Source organism: Stenotrophomonas sp. 1337 (assembly GCF_031455455.1).
Taxonomy (GTDB): domain Bacteria; phylum Pseudomonadota; class Gammaproteobacteria; order Xanthomonadales; family Xanthomonadaceae; genus Stenotrophomonas; species Stenotrophomonas indicatrix.
Genome location: NZ_JAVDSR010000007.1, coordinates 175,095 through 193,585 on the forward strand (window position 1 = coordinate 175,095; position 18,491 = coordinate 193,585).

Below are 18,491 nucleotides of genomic sequence, written 5' to 3' on the forward strand. Positions count from 1 at the left end.
CGTACTTTTCAGCCTTGCAGCAGCTTCAGTACCGAGACCGTCGGCTTGGCCAGGTTCAAGGTGTAGAAGTGCAGGCCCGGTGCGCCACCTTCGACCAGGCGCTGGCACAGCTTGGCCACCACTTCGGCGCCGAAGGCGCGCACCGATTCGGCGTCGTCACCGTAGGCCTGCATCTTGCGGCTGATCCAGCGCGGGATTTCCGCACCGCACTGTTCGGAGAAACGGCGCAGCTGGCTGAAGTTGGAGATCGGCATGATGCCCGGGGTGATCGGCACCTGCACGCCGAGCCGCTGCACTTCGTCGACGAAGTGGAAGTAGGCGTCGGGATTGAAGAAGTACTGGGTGATGGCGGCATCGGCACCGGCGTCGACCTTGGCCTTGAAGTGCTTCAGGTCGAGCAGGGCGTCCTGCGCTTGCGGATGCGTTTCCGGATACGCGCCCACTTCGATGCGGAAGGCATCACCGTGTTCGGCACGGATGAAGGCGATCAGTTCGGAGGCATAGCGCATGTCGCCAGGAAAGCCCATGCCCGAGGGCAGGTCGCCGCGTAGTGCCACCAGGCGCCGGCAGCCGATGGCGCGGTAGAGCTTGAGCAGTTCGCGGATTTCCTGGCGGGTACCGCCGACGCAGGACAGGTGCGGTGCCGCGTCGAAGCCGTGGTGCTGGTTGAGATGGCGCACGGTCTCGGAGGTGTAGCTGAGGGTCGAGCCACCGGCGCCGAAGGTGCAGGACACGTACTCGGGGACATAGGCCTTCAGCCTGGCCGCGGCACGGTCCAGCTGGGTGCGCTGTTCGTCGGTCTTGGGCGGATAGAACTCGAAGCTGATGGCGGTCATGGCACGGGCGGCGGCATCGGGTGCGAAGCAGTATATCTCTCCATCGAGATGGATGTGCGATGGATGTGTCGGGTCACGTCGTCCCGTGCGGGCGACCGTTCGCCCCGCTGACGGGCCGTTGCTCCGTAATCGCAACCGGGGCAACGGGAGCGAAGCCACGCTGGTCCCAATCCCGGCACCACCCACGCGATGAAGGAGCAGACGATGAAGATCTTCCAGGCACTCTGGTACGCGATGAAGGCCTTGGCCAGGCTGGCGATGATCGGCATGGCGATGGCCGTGCTTGGCTCAGGCCCAGCCCATGCCACAGCCGTCGATAAAGCCGCCGTTGCAGGCGCAGTGCAGGTCGAGGTGCTCGGCAAGGGCCGTCCCTTGCTGATGATTCCCGGGCTTAACAGCAGTGCGGAGGTCTGGCGTGAGACCTGCCTGGCCCTGAAGGACGTGCAGTGCCATCTGGTGCAACTGCCGGGGTTTGCCGGTGCGGCGCCTGTCGATCCGCGCCCGGCCGATTTTCTGCCGGCGATGCGCGACGAACTACTGGGCTATCTGCAGGCGCGGCACCTGTCGAAGGTTGCCGTGATCGGTCACAGCCTGGGGGGTGTGCTGGCGATGCAACTGGCACTGAAGGCGCCCGATAGCATCGGTCCGCTGGTGATCGTTGATTCGCTGCCGTTCTATGCGGCGGTGATGAACCCGCAGGCCACCGCGCAGAACGTAGGGATGATGGCCGGGCAGCTGCGTGAAGGTTTGCTGGCGGCCGATGAGGCCAGCTTGAATGCACGCAACGATGCGACCGCCAAAGCCCTGACCCGCAGCACCCAGCATCTGCCGGAGCTGCAGCGTTGGGGGCGCGACAGTGATCGCACGAGCATGGCCGATGCGATGTACTCCATGCTGGTGCGCGATCTGCGTGATGACATCGACGGCATCCACACGCCGGTCCTGGTGCTGGGCAGCTGGGCCGCTTATCAGTCGATGGGGGGTACGGAAGCCAGTACCCGTGCGCAGTTCCAGGCGCAGTACGCGAAGCTGCCGGGTGTGCAGATCGAGATGAGCGCACAGGGTTACCACTTCCTGATGTGGGATGATCCGCGTTGGCTGCAGGCGCAGGTGCGCCGCTTCCTCGCCGCACATCCCTGACCGCCGTATGCCCTTTCCGCCACCGCCAAGGCTGCTCATGGACGCTACCACGCCTTCCCGCCGCTTCTGGATCCTCAACGCGCTGGCGTGGTCAGGCTATGCGACGTACAGCCTGTGGCTGGGGGTGCGTATCGGCGGCGGTACGCTGTTCAGCGGCGTGGTGTTGATCTCCCTCAGCATTGCCGTTTCCCTGTGGTTGTGCAGCGGCGCGCTGCGTTCGGTCGCACTGCGGCAGCGCTGGTGGGATGGCAGTCTGGGCAGCCTGGTGTTGAAACTGGCAACTGGCGTGGTGGTCGGTGCCAGCATTGCACAGGCGCTGACGGCGGCGTTGTTGTTGCCGGCGCTGGCCATGGGCTGGGTGCAGTTGCCCGGTGGGCGTGCCGACTACCAGCTGTCGTCGGTCGTGCTGTACTGGATGAACACCGCCCTGTTCCTTTTGATGTGGACGGGACTGTGGGCGGGCCTGCATGGCTTGCGCCGCGCGCGCCACAGCGAGCTGGCGCGATTGCGCGTGGAGGCGGAGCGCAGCGCCCTGGAGCGCGATGCGTTGCGTGCGCGGCTGAATCCGCATTTCATGTTCAACGCATTGAACAACCTGCGAGCGCTGATTCTGGAAGAGCCCGAGCGTGCCCGCGACATGGTCACCCGCCTGTCGCGCACGCTGCGCCACGCGTTGGCCCACAATCGCAGTGAGCAGGTGACCCTGGCCGAGGAACTGGAAGTGGTCGACGACTATCTGGCCATCGAGGCGATCCACTTCGAACAGCGTCTGCAGGTGCGGCGGGAGATCGCCGCAGAGGCTGTGCAGGCACAGCTGCCTGCGATGGCACTGCAGCTGTTGGTGGAGAACGCGATAAAGCATGGCATTGCCAGCCGCGCGGGCGGCGGCGAGGTACATATCCGCGCGTCGCTGGAAGATGACCTGCTGCGCCTCCAGGTGGACAACCCCCTTTGCACTGGCAGCGAACCCGCGCACGGGCATGGTGTGGGACTGGCCTACCTGCGTGCGCAGCTTGGCACGCGCGGCCGTTTCACCCTGCAGCCGGTCGGCGACCGCATGCAGGCGCTGCTGGAGATTCCGCAATGACGGCCGTGCTGCGTGTGCTGATTGTCGATGATGCACGGCTGGCGCGACAGGAGCTGCGGACGCTGCTGTCGGCGCTGCCGTGGGTGCAGTGCGTGGGCGAGGCCGACGATGTGCCTGCTGCGCGCGAGGCGATCGCCGCGCTGGCGCCGGACCTGGTGCTGCTGGATGTGCAGATGCCCTCCGGTACCGGCTTCGATGTACTGGACGGGTTGGAAAGGGTGCCCTCGGTGGTGTTCGTCACTGCCTACGACACCTACGCAGTACGCGCGTTCCGGGCCAATGCACTGGATTACCTGGTGAAGCCGGTGGAAGCGCCGCGACTGCTGGAAGCGCTGGAGCGTGCGCGTCATCATGCGGCGTTGGATACCGAACCTCCCACAGTGCACGGCACGCTGGGTGCGCAGGACCAGGTGTTCGTGCGCGAAGGCGAGCGCTGCTGGTTCGTGTCCATTGCCGAGATCCGTCGGCTGGTGGTGGACGGCAACTACACGCGGCTGTGGTTCCGCGACCAGAACGCATTGCTGGCCCGCAGCCTGAGCGCGTTGGAAGCACGCTTGCCATCGGACCTTTTCTTTCGTGCCAACCGCAACACGCTGGTCAACCTGCGGCGCATCCGTGCGGTCACGCCGAGCATTGGCGATGGCTACGATCTGGCACTGGATGATGGCAGTGAAGTGGAGGTATCGCGGCGGCAGGCACGGGAGCTGCGCGAGCGGATGGCGCTGTAGCCGCCGATCCTACAGTTCCGCGCTGACCGGGCTGGTCACGAATCCCCACAGCAGCCGCGCCATCACCGCAGGTGAGCGTGCCTGCGCGCGGGAGTAGGCCAGCAGTGCATCCAGCCTTGGACGGTCGTAGAGGTGGCCGGCCAGCAGCACCGCATGCACGCGCCGGCTGTTGCCGATGTCCAGCAGAGGATTGCCGTCCAGCAGCACCAGGTCGGCCGCTTTGCCGACCTCGACACTGCCATGCCGGGCCTGCAGGCGAAGGTGCTGTGCGGCGTGCAACGTGGCTGCGCGCAGCACGTCGGCCTGGCTGAGTCCGGCCTGGTGCAGCAGTTGCAGTTCATCGTGATAGCGGAAGCCGCCAAGCCCGGTGTCGGTGCCCACCAGCACCGGAACACCGGCGCGGTGCGCAGCGCCGGTCAGTGCCAGGCCATGATTGAAATAGGCGTGCAGTGCGCGCTCGCCACGTTGGCCTGGATGGCGGGTGACCGTGGCCTGCAGGTCGTCGCGCCAGGCCCAGCGCGAAAGCGGATCGAGGTACGCCAGTCGCGGATCATCGATGAAGCCCGGCTCGCGCGCGCGGGCATCCTCCTCGCGGGTGACATGAGTGGGCACGAAGGCGCTGCCGCTGGCCTGCATCAGCGCGAAGGCGGCCTTGCACCTTGCAGGCGCATAGCTGTCCACCAAGTGCTCGGCCAAGGCTGTCGGGTCTTCACCGTCCAGCGTCCCGCTGCGCCATGCAGCTGCGGAGCCGGAGCAGTGGCGAACGAACAGATGCGCGTGTTCAAAGCTGTGCTGTCCGGCCTGCAGTGCCTCTTCCAGCGCCACCGCCCTGGGCAGGTGGCCCACCAGCGGACGATGCAGTTGGCGCGCCTCGGCAGCCAGCCGTTGGTAGGTATCCGGGCGCAGCCGGTTGTAGACCTTCAGTGCATCCACGCCGCGCTCGGCGTACTCACGCGCGCGACGGACGGCGTCCTGTGGTGCCAGCGCAGGGTCTTCGAAGTAGAAGCTTGCCACCTGCACGAATCGCGGCGCGGTCAACGTGCCAGCGATGGCCTGTGCGTTCCAGCGACGCTTGTCAGCGACGCAGGCGATCAGTGGATCGGTCGGCTGCGGGCAGTCCATCATGTCGCGGGTGCCGGTGATGCCGTTGGCCAGCATCAACGGGAACTGCAGTTGCGGAGACAGCTGCAGTGCGTGGGTATGCATGTCCCAGAAGCCAGGCAGCAGCCAGCGGCCACCGGCGTCGAATACGTGCAAGGTGGCGTCGTGGGGGCCATTGCCGATGGCGATGATGGTGCCGTTGCGCACCGTTACAGTGGTGGGCGCGCTGGCAACGCCGTTCTGCACGTCCACCACCCGCGCATTGATGATCACCCGGCTGTTGCCGACATCGGGTGGCGGCGGCGCTGGCAACGGCCAGATCAGGGCGGCAGCGAACAGCAGGGGCGGAGCGAGAAGCACAGCCGCTACTGCCTTCAGCAGAGGCCGTTGGTGTGATCGAGGGGAAGGGGACAACGCGCGTGCTGCATCCATGAGCCTGCAATCCCTACGGTGGGTCGAAGGCAGGGTGGGGCAAGTCCGGTTCGGATGCCAGTGACTCTCGGCCTGCTCCCCTTGCACCGCCGGTGGCGGTTACCCTGTGCAGCGGATTCTTCGATCACGCCGCGCCATGTCCATCGTCCTCACCGATTTCGCCCGCCCCCGCCTGTTCCCGCGCGTACCGCGCGGCAACACCATCCAGGACTGCAGCGCCGAGCAGTTCCAGGCGCATCTCAACGCGCACCCGCCGCTGAAGGTGCTCGATGGCTATGCACCGTTCTGCAAGCTGTTCGTCTATGAGAACTGGACCAGCACGCGCTGCCTGACCGTGCCGGTCACCGATGCCAACCGGCACCTGCTGCGCAGCGGCTACGAGGCGCGCAACCGTGAGGAACTGCCGGTGCTGGTGCGCTGGTTCGAGGGCGTGGAATCGCCACGGGCCAATTACCTGGTGGTGATCCTGTACAGCGCCGAGCAGCTGGCCAAGGAGGGTTCACCCATCGATGCGGACTGGGGCATCGTCGGCTGCATCTATACCGCCGAGCCGGAAGAAGTGCCGATGGCGCCGATCACCATGATGCGCAATGCGCTGGGCGTGGAGGAGGGTGGTTCGGGCGTGCCGCTGGACCGCGAAGCCTATCAGCGCGCGGTGGCGTTCTGGGAGAACAACGCCAACTGGCGGCCGTGAGAACACAGCATCGCGATGCGCGTCAGCGCACTGCGATGTGAAATCCGCTGCGGCCACCGCGGGATACGATGCTGTTTCCATCACAGCAGGAAGCAACGATGACGATCAGAACGTGGATGCCGTTGGCGGTGGCGCTGGGCGCCTTGCTCGGTTCAGCCGAGAGTTCAGCCCAGCGTTACGATGCCAATGCCGCATGCGGTGGATTGAGCAACGCGGCATCGATCCAGGATGTGGGCGTCAGCAGCATGGAGGCGCGTGCCCAGCGAGGGCGCTGCACGCTGCACGTCGTGGCTGCGGATGCGGAAGCGCTGGTGCGCCAGCAACGCATGCTGGAAGCGGTGTCGATGGCGGTATGCAAGGCCGCTGCGGAACCGCAGCCGTCCGCGCAGCCGCTGTCACTGGTGCTGCGATTCCCTGCGCGCTGCCCGCTGTCGTCCAAGGCGACACTGTTCCCTGCGGCCAGCGGCAACTGGAGGCGTGAATTCCCCGAGTACCCCTCTGCGGCTGTACGTGACGGGTTGCAGGGCAAAGTGCAGCTGAAGGCGCTGGTGAACGGGGACGGCAGGATTGTCGCGGCAGTGGTACGCGTGTCCAGTGGTCACGCGGTGCTGGACGCGGCAGCGGCCAAGGGGCTCCGCTCGTGGGCCATGCAACGCGACGCGCAACAGCCCGCGTTGCCCGCCATGAGTGTGATGGACGTGCCAGTGACCTTTGCTCTCAACGAATGAAGGACGTGCTCTCCTGGCTTTCGTAGCGGGAGCCGGCACAACCAGGCTTGGCGTGGATCCGCCTTCGCAGTAGAGCCACGCCACGCGTGGCTTCAATCAAGGGCGAGCAAGGTCCACTCCCACCACGGGTAGTGGTACTCGCGGTCGGTGGCATCCCAGCGCTGGCCGCAGCAGGTGCAGGCCACCCGATGGCGGTCGCCCCAGCCATCCTCGGCCACGCCCTGTTCCAGCAGCCGCACATGCCCCTGCTCGATGAGCCGGCGTGGGTCGAAGAACAGGTAATCCGGATACAGCGCGCACAGGCAGCCTTTGCGCTCGCGCCAATAACGCAGGCGGCGCAGTGCCGCTTGCAGGTGCACATCGTTGCTGACCAGCGCACCGCCAAGCTGCACGCCCTGGCAGGCCTGCTCGATCCCCTCGGTCTGCGGCGCCAGCGCATCCAGCGTCGTAGCGCTGAACAACCGTGCCAGGCGGCTGCTGGCGGCATGGATACGACTGGCATCGCGCGACAGCAGGTCCTGCAGCAGTACATCGGCCTGCGGGTCGTCCAGCCGCGGTGGCGGCGATGTGGACCAGGGCCAGCGCATCAACGGGGCCTGCCGATCGCGGCGTAGAGGCCGCCGGTCAGGTGCAGCAGGTCGGCCGGTGCCAGCTCCACTTCCAGGCCACGCCGTCCCGCGCTGACGTGCAGGGTGGGCAGTGCCTGCGCGCTGGCGTCGAGAAAACTGCGCAGGCGCTTCTTCTGCCCAAGCGGGCTGATGCCGCCGACCAGATAGCCGGTTGCGCGCTGCGCGGCATCGACGGCGGCCATCTCGCACTTTTTGCAGCCGGCCGCCTCGGCCAGTGCTTTCAGATCAAGCTGGCCGGCCACCGGCACGATGGCGACGAGCAGTTCGTGCGTTTCGGTGCTGGCCAGCAGGGTCTTGAATACCTGTGCCGGATCCAGGCCCAGCTTTTCGACGGCTTCGCCGCCGTAGGATTCGGCATGGGCATCGTGCACGTAGCTGTGCACGGTATGGGCGATCTTCTCGCGCTTGAGCAGGTTGATGGCCGGGGTCATGGGCATATCGTAGCGCCGCGCGCGGGCATTGCCTTGACCGAGGCTATTGCCGCACCCTGCGATACTGCACGTCGGCTTTCCCAGGCTCCAGCATGCGCGCACCCGCTCACCTCCACGACCTGACCTTTGACACCGAAGTGGCAGCGGGCCCGTACCCACCGCAGGGTTTTCTGCCGATCGCCGAAGGCGCGTTGGGCAACGGCGATTGCTTCGGGCTGTACTGGCCATTGGGGCGCGAAGGCGCATTGCCGCTGGTCTGCGAGATGTTCCATGACGAGGGCAGGATGGTCTACAGCCATTCTTCGCTGGACGTGTTCGTGCACTGGTTGGGCATCAATCGCGCGCTGGACGAGGATGCGTGGGATGACGACGAGTGGGATCCGCGCGCGCATGATGTGGACGACGCAGACTCGCCTTTCCGGCTTGTCGAGTCGGCGCAGGGACATGTAGCAGCGGGCGAGCCCGCCGCTGCGATCCCACTGCTCGACGCCGCAACCGCGGCTTTTCCAGACCTGCAGAAGGGCTGGGCCATGCTCGCTGGCCAGCACATGCGGTTGCGCAATGCCGAGCTGGCGGTGCGCGCGGCGCGCTCGGCCGTGCTGGCCAACTGGGCCTTTGGCCTGCCCGAAGCAGGCGTGCTGCGCATCCTGAAATCGGCGCATGCTGGTGAGGATCCGGTGGTGGCGATGGCGCAGCAGATGGGCTTCGCCTTTGGCGGTGCCAGGGACAACCCGGACTATGCGTTGATGCAGGCCTGCATCGATCGGTGTTGGCAGATCGGCGATAGGGAGGCGGCACTACGGTTGTCGCACAACCGCTGTTACGTGCTGGCTGCCGAGACGGTGTCATTCAAGGAGCGCGAGCGCTTTGATCTGCCCGCGTGGCAGCTTGCGTTCCGCGAACAGTGCCGCCTCGCCCTCGGCGACGACCGCCAGCGCATGCAGTAGAGCCACGCCGCGCGTGGATACCGAACCGGATGACAGGATCCACGCTGTGCGTGGATCCGATCCATCGCAGATCAGCGCGACAGCGGCTGCTGTGCCTGTGCCTGTTCCTGCGCCTGTCGTTGTGTCTGTTCGGCGTTCAACGCTTCGCTCTGGCGAGTGCTGGATGGCAGATCCTGGCTGACCGCCTGCGCAAGGTCGATGTAGGTGCGATGCGCGGCAGGATCGCCCAGCTGGCCCTGCACCGCGAATACACCCTGGCCGTCGGGGCGCGCCACCACGGTGTCCACCTGTGACATGCCGACAAGCTTGGACTCGTAGGCGACCTGTCCAGCGGCATTCTCCAGCTGGCCGCGGTCATGGAACAGCGGCGATAGTCCACCTTGGCTGCGCTGCTGTTCCAATGCTTCCAGCTTTTCCACGACCTGCTGGTAGCGCGGATTGTCGGCGTGCCCGGGCGTGGCCATGCTCGGTGCTGCTGATTCGGCCTGCTGATGCTGCTGGCTTGCCGCCTCCAGCGCACCCAAGGTGCCGCTGCCGGCTTTGCCGTCCACCGTCAGCTGATGATCGCGCTGGAACTGCTGGACCGCCTGCAGGGTGCCCGGGCCAAAGTGACCGTCGGCCACCAGCGGTGCACCGTCCTTGCCCGTGTAGCCGAGGTCGGCCAGCTTCTGCTGCATGGCCTGCACCTCATCGCCCTTTGCGCCGTTCACCAGCACGCCACTGCCAGCCGACGCACCGGGTGTGCTGGGCGAGCCGTGCGAGGGGGCATGGGTTGGGGTGATGCCCAGCTGGGTCATGGCCGTGTCGAAGCGTTGATCGCGGCTGGTCACGGCCGCAGGCGACTGGATGCCGAATTTGGTCGCATCGACGAAGGTCTGCACGTCGGCCCGGCTTGGTGGATCGCCGGCCTGGACGGTACCGCCCTGCAGCTTCTCCGCGTTGCCGGCCAGATAGCTGATGAACTGCGGGCCCATGCTGCCGAACTGGTTGTCATAGTCGGCCATGGCCAGCTGCAGTTCCGGGTTTGCCACGATGGCATCGGCGGCGGCCGGGTTGGTCGCACGCACCTTGGCGATGGCCTCGTCGACGCGCTCGATGGCGCTGTCCAGCTTGGCGTTGGTGAGCTGGTCGATGTTGGCCTGCGGAATGGCCTGCAGCTTGGCGTCGAGCGCGGCCAGCTGCTGTGTGCTCAGCCCCCCGTGCTGGGACAGCAGTTCGATGTCACCGTTGGTGAAGCCGTTGTCGCGCAGGAAGCGCCTGGCCTGGGGGTTGCCGCCGACGTCGAACTGCACCAGGCCGAACGAGTAGGCGCTGGTGCCCTCCTGGGCGTATGAGAAATGGTCCAGGTGGCGGGTGTTGCCGCCCAGTTCGGTGTTGAGGAACAGCGTGGACAGCTGTTCGCGGGTGAGAGTGGAATCCGTTGCCATGGTCATCGTCCTTCAATGAGGAAAAGGGAGCCGTGCCCGCCCGGCTGATGTCAGCCGGCGCAGTGCTGCTGGGTGAAGCCGAGCAGCTGGCGGGTGGCCTCGGTGCCGTAGGCAGCCGGTGCCGGTTCGATGGCGAACTGGCCGACCATCTGGTTGCTGCACAGTTGCACGTTGCGCTTGCCGGTGGCTGTTTCCAGGGTGCAGTTGGCCGCCAGCAGGGCGTTGTGGCCGGCGCCGATGTTGGTTGCCGCCGTGCAGCCCAGCAGGCTGCCTTTTTGGCCGTTTTCACCCAGCAGCGTGTTGAAGGTCGCCAGCTGGCTGTTGGGGTCGCGCAGCACCAGCATGTCCACGCACTGCTGCTGGCCGTCGGGCACTTCGCAGGCGTCCTGGTCGACCAGACCGTCGCGTGTGGCCGACAGTACCTTGAGGCGGTCGGCAGATACCTGTTGCAGGCAGTGCGCGTCGCTGCACAGGTCGCGCGTGTGCTGGATCCAGCGCTGCTGCTCGGCCTGCAGCTTGGCCTTGCCGGCGGCATCGAGGGTTTGGCTTGCGGCGGCTTCGGCCTTGGCCAGCTCGCCTTCCTGCTTCAACAGGGCGGGGTCGTTGCAGATCAGGGTCTGCACCGGCGATGCCGGATTGGTGCAGGCGGTGCTGCCGGCGGCCGCTGCCGGGGCACTGGCCGCCTTGCCGTCGGTGTTGGCCTGTTCGGTGGCGGCTGCAGGCGTCGTGGCCTGGGCTTCACCGGAGGGCGGGGTGCAGGCGGCCAGCAGGGCCACCCAGCACAGGGTCATGAGGGGCTTGATGGCCCGGGTCATACGTTCACTGCTGCGCTGCATGTCTATCCTTTGATGTCTGCGTCCTGGCGCATGGCCTGCGGGCGGCAGGCATGGGGCGAACCATGGAACGGGGGTGCCGTGGCGGCCGCGCGGCGGGCTGGGCATTGCAACATCCCGCGCCGGGGCCGTTGGCGGGAACAGAGCGTAGCAAGCGACTGCTTAGGGCTCTGTGACAGGGCGCGCGGAACGCGGCGGCGGGTGCCCGGATGCAGAACGGGCGCCCGAAGGCGCCCGTCCGTGTGCATCCGTTGCTGGGGTCAGCGCCCTGTCCTGCGGAAAGGGATCCGACCCCGCGCACGGCATCAGTAGCGGTAATGATCCGGCTTGAACGGACCTTCCACCGGCACGCCGATGTAGTCGGCCTGTTCCTGGCTCAGGGTGGTCAGCTTCACGCCGATCTTTTCCAGGTGCAGGCGGGCCACTTCTTCGTCCAGCTTCTTCGGCAGCAGGTATACCTTGTTCTCGTAGGTGCCCTTGTTGGCCCACAGGTCGATCTGGGCCAGGGTCTGGTTGGCGAACGAGTTGGACATCACGAAGCTCGGGTGGCCGGTGGCGCAGCCCAGGTTGACCAGGCGGCCTTCGGCCAGCAGGAAGATCGCATTGCCGTTGGGGAAGATGTACTTGTCCACCTGCGGCTTGATGTTGACGTGCTTCACGCCCGGGAAGGCGACCAGCGCATCGACCTGGATCTCGTTGTCGAAGTGGCCGATGTTGCAGACGATGGCCTGGTCCTTCATCGCGCTCAGGTGCTCGATGCGGATGATGTCCTTGTTGCCGGTGGTGGTGACGTACAGGTCGGCACGGCCCAGGGTGGATTCGATGGTGTTGACCTCGAAGCCTTCCATCGCCGCCTGCAGGGCGCAGATCGGATCGATCTCGGTGACCACCACGCGCGCGCCGTAGGCACGCAGCGACGCGGCGCAGCCCTTGCCGACGTCACCGTAGCCGCAGACCACGGCGACCTTGCCGGCCAGCATCACGTCCATCGCGCGCTTGAGGCCATCGGCCAGCGACTCGCGGCAGCCGTACAGGTTGTCGAACTTGCTCTTGGTGACCGAGTCGTTGACGTTGATTGCCGGGATCAGCAGGGTACCGGCCTGGGCCAGCTGGTACAGGCGGTGCACGCCGGTGGTGGTTTCTTCCGAAACGCCCTTCCAGTCCTTGACCACGCGGCCCCAGTAACCCGGGCGCTCCTTGGCCACGCGCTTGAGCAGGTTCTTGATGACCTGCTCTTCGTGCGAAGCAGCCTTTTCGTCGACCCAGGTGCTGCCGTTTTCCAGCTCGTAGCCCTTGTGGATCAGCAGGGTCACGTCACCGCCGTCGTCGACCACCAGCTCCGGGCCGGTCAGGGTGCCGTCGGGCAGGGTGAAGGTCAGCGCGTCCAGGGTGCAGTCCCAGTACTCTTCCAGCGACTCGCCCTTCCAGGCGAACACGGGGGTGCCGGTGGCGGCGATCGCCGCAGCGGCGTGGTCCTGGGTCGAGAAGATGTTGCACGAGGCCCAGCGCACGTCGGCGCCGATGTCCTTCAGGGTCTCGATCAGCACCGCGGTCTGGATGGTCATGTGCAGCGAGCCGGTCACGCGCACGCCCTTCAGCGGCAGCTCGGCCTGGTACTTGCGGCGGATGGACATCAGGCCCGGCATCTCGTGCTCGGCGATGTCCAGTTCCTTGCGGCCCCAGTCGGCCAGGGTGATGTCGCGGATCTTGTAGTCGCCTTCAGTGGAGAAGGTCTTGGCAACAGCATTCATGCAGTAGCTCCGGTTGTGGGCGAGCGGATGCTCGCATCTGGCCGGGCGCCGTTGTTGCAAAGCCACCTGGCCGAGCCTGGCCGGTCTCAGGGATCCGGTCGCAGCGCCCCTCGGCAGGGGAGGATGCCCATTATATCGCGCCTGCGCTGTGACACGGCGATGACCCAACCATCGGCAGATGGGCGGAGGTGCATGGCCTGTTAAGGTCGAGGGCTTCATGCAGCGAACAGGTGGAACAATGATGAGCACGCACGCACGCCGCAACCGGCGCTTGACTGGCCTGGTCCTGTCGATGGCCCTGCTGGCGGTGCTCCCGCAGGCCTGGGCTGCGGCACCGCAGGCGGCCGCAGCGCAGGCACAGGGCGTGGCCGGTTACGAGCTGCCCTCGGCCGCACTGCAGGCCGTGGTCGACGCGCCGCGGGCGCCGTCGCTGTTCCTGTCGCCGCGCCGGGATGTCGCCGCGCTGATGCAGATGCCGTCGCTGCCGTCGATCCAGGTGGTGGCGCAGCCGGAGCTGAAGCTGGCCGGCCTGCGCATCAATCCGAAAACCTTCTCCGACAGCCGCTTCAGCTTCGGCCAGAAGCTGTGGCTGATGAATGTGGCCGACGGCAAGGAGCGGCAGATCAGCGGGTTGCCGGCCTCGCTGTCGATCGCCAGCCTGACGTGGTCGCCGGACCAGAAGTGGCTGGCCTTCAACCAGGTCGATGCCGCTACCGGGGCCAATGAGCTGTGGCTGGTGGACGTGGCTGGCGGCAGCGCCCGTCGCCTGGTCGCCGGCCTGAACACCGTTCTGGGCACTGGCTACCAGTGGTTGCCGGACAGCCGTGGCCTGGTGGTGTTCACCCGCCCGGGCAACCTTGGCGCCGCCCCGGCTGCAGATGGCATCCCGACCGGCCCGGCCGTGCAGCAGACCAGCCAGGGCGGTGGCGTGGTGTCCATCCGCACCTACCAGGACCTGCTGAAGAACGAGGCCGACGCGCGCCAGTTCGATTACTACGCCACCACCCAACCGATGGAAGTGGGCTTGGACGGGCAGAGCCGTGCCATCGGTGCGGCCGGCATCTTCATGGGTTTTGCGGTGTCGCCCGACGGCCGCTTCGTGCTCAGCCAGCCGGTGCAGCGTCCGTACTCCTACGTGGTGCCGCTGAGCAGCTTCCCGCGCCGTATCGAAGTACTCGACCGCAGCACCGGCAAGCTGGTGCATACCGTGGCCGTACGGCCGCTGGTGGAAGGCCTGCCGACCGGCAACGATGCCGAAGTGACCGGCGTGCGTGACATCAGCTGGCGCGGCGATGCCGATGCCACCCTGGTCTGGGCCGAAGCGCAGGATGGTGGCGACCCGAACCGGGAAGCCAAGGTGCGCGATGCGGTGTTCATGCAGGCCGCACCGTTCGACACGCCGCCGGTGACCCTGGCCCAGCTCGGCAGCCGCTATGCCGGCATCAGCTGGGGCCGTGGCGACCTGGCCCTGCTCAACGAATCGTGGTGGAAGACCCGCCGCAGCAAGACCTGGCTGATCGCACCGGACAACGCCAGCGTCGATGCCAGGCTGCTGTGGGATCGCGACGCGCAGGACCGCTACGCCGATCCGGGCCGCCCGCTGATGGCCAGTGATGACCGCGGCCGCTCGCTGCTGCAGACCACCGCTGATGGCGGCAGCCTGTACCTGGCCGGTGCCGGTGCATCGCCGGAAGGCGACCGTCCGTTCGTTGATCGCTTCGACGTGGCCAGCGGCAAGGCAACCCGCCTGTTCCATTCGCAGGCACCGACCTACGCTGCGCCGGTAACGCTGCTGGATGCGCAGGCCAGTTCGCTGCTGATCAGCCGCGAGAGCCCGGACGAGCCGACCAACTTCTACGTGCAGTCGCTGGCCGACACCAACGCCGCACCGCGTGCGCTGACCCATTTCGCCCATCCGCTGCCGCAGCTGAAGGGCGTGCAGAAGGAGCAGATCCGCTACAAGCGCAAGGACGGCGTGGACCTGACCGCGACCCTGCTGCTGCCGCCGGGCTATGACCCCAAGCGCGATGGTCCGCGGCCGCTGCTGATGTGGGCCTACCCGGGTGAGTTCAAGAGCGCGGCGGCCGCCAGCCAGGTGACCGATTCGCCGTACCGCTTCAACGCCATCAGCTACTGGGGCCCGCAGGCGTTCCTGGCCAAGGGCTATGTGGTGCTGGCCAGCCCGTCGATGCCGATCATCGGCGAAGGCGACAAGGAACCCAACGACACCTACATCGAACAGCTGGTGGCCAATGCGCAGGCCGCAGTGGACGAGGTGGTGCGGCGTGGCGTGACCGACCGCGAGCACATCGCCATCGGTGGCCACTCCTACGGTGCGTTCATGACCGCCAACCTGCTCGCGCACACCCGCCTGTTCAAGGCCGGTATCGCGCGCAGCGGCGCCTACAACCGCACGCTCACCCCGTTTGGTTTCCAGGCCGAAGAGCGCAACTACTGGCAGGCGCAGGACGTGTACCAGAAGATGGCGCCGTTCAATTACGCCGACAGGATCAAGGATCCGATCCTCTTCATCCACGGCGTGGACGACAACAACTCGGGCACCTTCCCGATGCAGAGCGAACGCATGTTTGCCGCAGTGAAGGGGCTGGGCGGCACCGCCCGCCTGGTGATGCTGCCGAACGAGTCGCATGCCTACCGCGCACGCGAATCGATCATGACGATGCTGGCTGAAAGCGAGCGCTGGCTGGAGCAGAACCTCGGCCCGGTGCAGCAGGGCAAGGCCAAGAAGACGCGCTGACCAGTGCTGGTAGTGCCGGCCGCTGGCCGGCAACCTCATGGACCTGCGCAACGTGAGGTTGCCGGCCAGCGGCCGGCACTACCAGATGAAACCATTTTTGCATCGCAGCACGGCACGCGTTCTGGTTTAGGCTTGGGGTCTGGATCCGTTGACCGAGGCCTGTGCGTCGCCGATGAACGAGTACCGCAGCAGTATCGAATTCGCTTCCCCTGATCTTCCCTTGCGTGACGACGTGCGCCGTCTGGGTGCACTGGTCGGTGACCTGCTGGTCGAGCAGGTATCGGCCGCCTTTCTCGATGACGTCGAGGACGTGCGCACGCGTGCCATTGCCCGCCGCGAGAACCAGGCGCCGCTGTCCGTGCTGGCCGACGGCCTGGCCGGGCGTGAACCGCAACAGGCCGAGACCATGGTGCGCGCGTTCAGCACCTACTTCCAGGTGGTCAACATCGCCGAGCGCGTGCATCGCATCCGCCGCCGCCGCGACTACCAGCGCGCCGTTGCCGCCGCACCGCAACCCGATGGCCTGCAGGATGCCCTGCAGCACCTGAAGGCGCAGGGCGTTGGCCTGGACGAACTGGCGCAGTGGTTGCCACGCATCGATATCGAGCCGGTGTTCACCGCACACCCGACCGAAGCGGTGCGCCGCGCGCTGCTGGAGAAAGAGCAGCTGATGGTGGCCAGCCTGGTCGACAATCTCGACGGCCAGCGCACGCCGGGTGAGGCGGCCGCAGACGCCGCGCGCTTCCGCATGGCGTTGACCGCCTCGTGGCAGACCACCGATTCCTCGCCGGTGCGCCCGACCGTGGACGACGAACGCGAGCACGTCGGCTTCTATCTGGTGCAGGTGCTGTACCGGGTGATCCCGGTGCTGTACGAATCGCTGCAACAGGCACTGCGCGATACCTATGGCGCGGAACTGCCGCTGCCGCGCCTGCTGCGTTTCGGCACGTGGGTGGGCGGCGACATGGACGGCAACCCCAATGTGGATGCGCACACCATCCGCAATACGCTGGATGCACAGCGCGTTGCCGTGCTGGGCCGCTATCAGAAGGAACTGCTGCAGCTGGCCAGCCTGCTCAGCCAATCCACCGAACGGGTGGGGGTGAGCGATGCACTGCAGGCGCGCGTAGCGCATTACCAGCAGTTGCTGCCGCAGGTGCAGTCGCGGCCACGCCATGCCGACATGCCATATCGGTTGCTCAATGACCGCATGCGCGCACGCCTGCAGGCCACGCTGGATGATGCAGACGGCGCCTATGCCGGCCCGGACGAGCTGATCGATGACCTGCAGCTGATCCTCGACAGCCTGCGCGCGAACCGGGGCGAGCATGCCGGCGGCTTCGCGGTGCAGCGCCTGTTGTGGCGGGTGAAGACCTTCGGTTTCCATCTGGCGCGGCTGGATGTGCGCCAGGAATCGAGCGTGCATGCGCGCGCGCTGGCGGCAGTGCTGGGGGGCGATGCGGCATCGGACGCATTGGATACAGCGGGTCGCGCACGCCTGCTGGCACCGCATGCCAGTGGTGAAACACCATTGCCTGTTGGCGATGATGAGGGCAACCAGCGCTTGGATGCAGTGTTCGCGGCCTTGGCCGATGCCCGTGCGCGGCATGGTGGCGACGCGCTGGGCAGCTACATCATCTCGATGGCGCACGACCGTGGCGATGTGCTGGCGGTGCTGGCGCTGGCGCGTCGTGGCGGCCTGGTCGATGACGCCGGCCACGTGCCGCTGGATATCGCGCCGCTGTTCGAAACCGTGGACGACCTCAAGCGCGGCACCGCGACGCTGCGCGATCTGCTGGCCGATCCGGTGTACCGCGCGCATCTGCGTGCACGCGAGGACGTGCAGATGGTGATGCTCGGCTATTCGGACAGCAGCAAGGATGGTGGCATTGCCGCATCACGCTGGGGCCTGCAGCGCGCACAGGTGGAGCTGCTGGAGGTGGCCGCCGAAGCGGGCCTGCGCCTGACCTTCTTCCATGGCCGCGGTGGCTCGATCAGCCGCGGTGGTGGCAAGACCACGCACGCGGTCGATGCCTCGCCACGCGGCAGCATCGATGGTCGCCTGCGGGTGACCGAGCAGGGCGAGGTGATCCACCGCAAGTACGGCATCCGCGCGCTGGCATTGCGTTCGCTGGAGCAGGCCACCGGTGCGGTGCTGCGCGCCAGCCTGCGCCCGCGTGCCGCCGAACCGCGTGAGGATGATTGGCGGCCGGTGATGGACGTGGTCGCCGGTTCCAGCAGCGAGGTCTATCGGGCGTTCGTTGGCCAAACGCGTTTCATGGATTACTTCCGTACCGCCACGCCGATCGATGTGATTGAACGGATGACGCTGGGATCGCGGCCGTCGCGCCGGCTCGGCCAGGATGCGGCATTGACCAACCTGCGCGCGATTCCGTGGGTGTTCGCCTGGAGCCAGGCGCGCGCGGTGATTCCGGGCTGGTATGGGGTCGGCAGCGGCCTGCAGGCGGCCGCCGACGCCGGCCATGAAGCCACGTTGCGTGAAATGGCGCGGGACTGGCCGTTCTTCCGTACGTTCCTGGATGACATCGCGATGGTGCTGTCCAAGGGGGATATCACCATCGCCGAACAGTTCTCGCGCCTGTCCGGCGAGCTGCACGATGCGTTCTTCCCGCAGGTCGAGCGCGAACTGGAGCTGACCCGGCACTGGCTGCTGGCGCTGATGGAGCAGCAGACCCTGCTGGACCACGACGCGCGGCTGGCGCTGTCGATCCGCCTGCGCAATCCCTATGTGGACCCGATCAGCGTGCTGCAGGTGGACCTGCTGCAGCGCTGGCGCGAAAGCGGACGCGAGGACGACGACCTGCTGCGTGCGCTGGTGGCCTGCGTGAATGGTGTCTCGCAGGGCGTGCAGAACACGGGGTGATGCGCATCCGCCGGGCATGGCCCGGCGAATTCGCAATGGTAGTGCCGGCCGCTGGCCGGCAACCTCGCAGCAGGCAGGCTACTGC

Annotated in this window: 15 protein-coding genes and 1 riboswitch; of the genes, 8 read left to right on the forward strand and 7 right to left on the reverse strand. The window is 66.7% G+C overall.

Going from position 1 to position 18,491, the window contains the following annotated elements; translation table 11 throughout:
* Positions 1-8: 8 nt before the first annotated feature.
* Complete coding sequence (gene metF, locus J2X70_RS12100) at positions 9-836, reverse strand: methylenetetrahydrofolate reductase [NAD(P)H] (RefSeq protein ID WP_025876563.1); 828 nt, start codon at positions 834-836, stop codon at positions 9-11.
* 204 nt (positions 837-1,040) lie between these two features.
* On the opposite strand from metF, the gene J2X70_RS12105 reads away from it, so the two are divergent.
* From J2X70_RS12105 to J2X70_RS12115, 3 genes are read left to right on the forward strand one after another with little or no spacing between them, the layout of a single operon-like run.
* Entirely contained in the window at positions 1,041-1,976 is a 936-nt protein-coding gene (locus J2X70_RS12105; RefSeq protein WP_309910518.1) for an alpha/beta hydrolase, read from the forward strand.
* Between the two features lie 37 nt (positions 1,977-2,013).
* The gene (locus tag J2X70_RS12110) at positions 2,014-3,063 is read left to right on the forward strand and encodes a histidine kinase (protein WP_080150003.1); all 1,050 of its coding nucleotides are present in this window, start codon (positions 2,014-2,016) and stop codon (positions 3,061-3,063) included.
* Positions 3,060-3,791, forward strand: coding sequence for a LytTR family DNA-binding domain-containing protein (locus J2X70_RS12115; protein ID WP_033830364.1), 732 nt, complete (start codon positions 3,060-3,062; stop codon positions 3,789-3,791). Before J2X70_RS12110 ends, J2X70_RS12115 begins: the two co-directional genes overlap by 4 nt.
* Before the next feature lie 9 nt (positions 3,792-3,800).
* Here J2X70_RS12115 and J2X70_RS12120 read toward each other — a convergent pair whose 3' ends face one another.
* Entirely contained in the window at positions 3,801-5,324 is a 1,524-nt protein-coding gene (locus tag J2X70_RS12120) for an amidohydrolase family protein (protein ID WP_309910520.1), read from the reverse strand.
* Positions 5,325-5,460: 136 nt separating this feature from the next.
* Here J2X70_RS12120 and J2X70_RS12125 point away from each other — a divergent pair, with 136 nt between their 5' ends.
* Positions 5,461-6,018, forward strand: a complete 558-nt coding sequence (locus tag J2X70_RS12125; protein WP_025876554.1) for a DUF3228 family protein — start codon at positions 5,461-5,463, stop codon at positions 6,016-6,018.
* Between the two features lie 98 nt (positions 6,019-6,116).
* Entirely contained in the window at positions 6,117-6,746 is a 630-nt protein-coding gene (locus J2X70_RS12130) for a TonB family protein (RefSeq protein WP_309910522.1), read from the forward strand.
* A 92-nt stretch (positions 6,747-6,838) separates the two neighbouring features.
* Here the strand turns inward: J2X70_RS12130 and J2X70_RS12135 are convergent, their stop codons facing one another.
* A complete protein-coding gene (locus tag J2X70_RS12135; protein ID WP_088101102.1) occupies positions 6,839-7,333 on the reverse strand; it encodes a hypothetical protein in 495 nt (164 codons plus the stop codon).
* Complete coding sequence (gene ybaK / locus J2X70_RS12140; RefSeq protein ID WP_059066028.1) at positions 7,333-7,806, reverse strand: Cys-tRNA(Pro) deacylase; 474 nt, start codon at positions 7,804-7,806, stop codon at positions 7,333-7,335. The genes J2X70_RS12135 and ybaK overlap by 1 nt, the downstream gene beginning before the upstream one ends.
* Before the next feature lie 92 nt (positions 7,807-7,898).
* Between ybaK and J2X70_RS12145 the strand changes: the two genes are divergently transcribed.
* Positions 7,899-8,753, forward strand: coding sequence for a hypothetical protein (locus tag J2X70_RS12145; protein WP_309910526.1), 855 nt, complete (start codon positions 7,899-7,901; stop codon positions 8,751-8,753).
* 71 nt (positions 8,754-8,824) lie between these two features.
* Here J2X70_RS12145 and J2X70_RS12150 read toward each other — a convergent pair whose 3' ends face one another.
* The 3 genes from J2X70_RS12150 to ahcY form a co-directional block, all read right to left on the reverse strand.
* On the reverse strand, positions 8,825-10,180 hold the full coding sequence (locus tag J2X70_RS12150; RefSeq protein WP_241655223.1) for a peptidoglycan-binding domain-containing protein: 1,356 nt from the start codon (positions 10,178-10,180) through the stop codon (positions 8,825-8,827).
* A gap of 50 nt (positions 10,181-10,230) precedes the next feature.
* Positions 10,231-11,016, reverse strand: coding sequence for a lysozyme inhibitor LprI family protein (locus J2X70_RS12155; RefSeq protein WP_154879391.1), 786 nt, complete (start codon positions 11,014-11,016; stop codon positions 10,231-10,233).
* A gap of 302 nt (positions 11,017-11,318) precedes the next feature.
* Complete coding sequence (gene ahcY / locus J2X70_RS12160; protein ID WP_025876541.1) at positions 11,319-12,764, reverse strand: adenosylhomocysteinase; 1,446 nt, start codon at positions 12,762-12,764, stop codon at positions 11,319-11,321.
* Between the two features lie 36 nt (positions 12,765-12,800).
* Positions 12,801-12,882, reverse strand: a riboswitch (S-adenosyl-L-homocysteine riboswitch).
* Between the two features lie 123 nt (positions 12,883-13,005).
* Between ahcY and J2X70_RS12165 the strand changes: the two genes are divergently transcribed.
* The gene (locus J2X70_RS12165) at positions 13,006-15,522 is read left to right on the forward strand and encodes a prolyl oligopeptidase family serine peptidase (protein WP_309910531.1); all 2,517 of its coding nucleotides are present in this window, start codon (positions 13,006-13,008) and stop codon (positions 15,520-15,522) included.
* A gap of 172 nt (positions 15,523-15,694) precedes the next feature.
* The gene (gene ppc, locus J2X70_RS12170) at positions 15,695-18,406 is read left to right on the forward strand and encodes a phosphoenolpyruvate carboxylase (protein WP_309910533.1); all 2,712 of its coding nucleotides are present in this window, start codon (positions 15,695-15,697) and stop codon (positions 18,404-18,406) included.
* Positions 18,407-18,491: the final 85 nt, after the last annotated feature.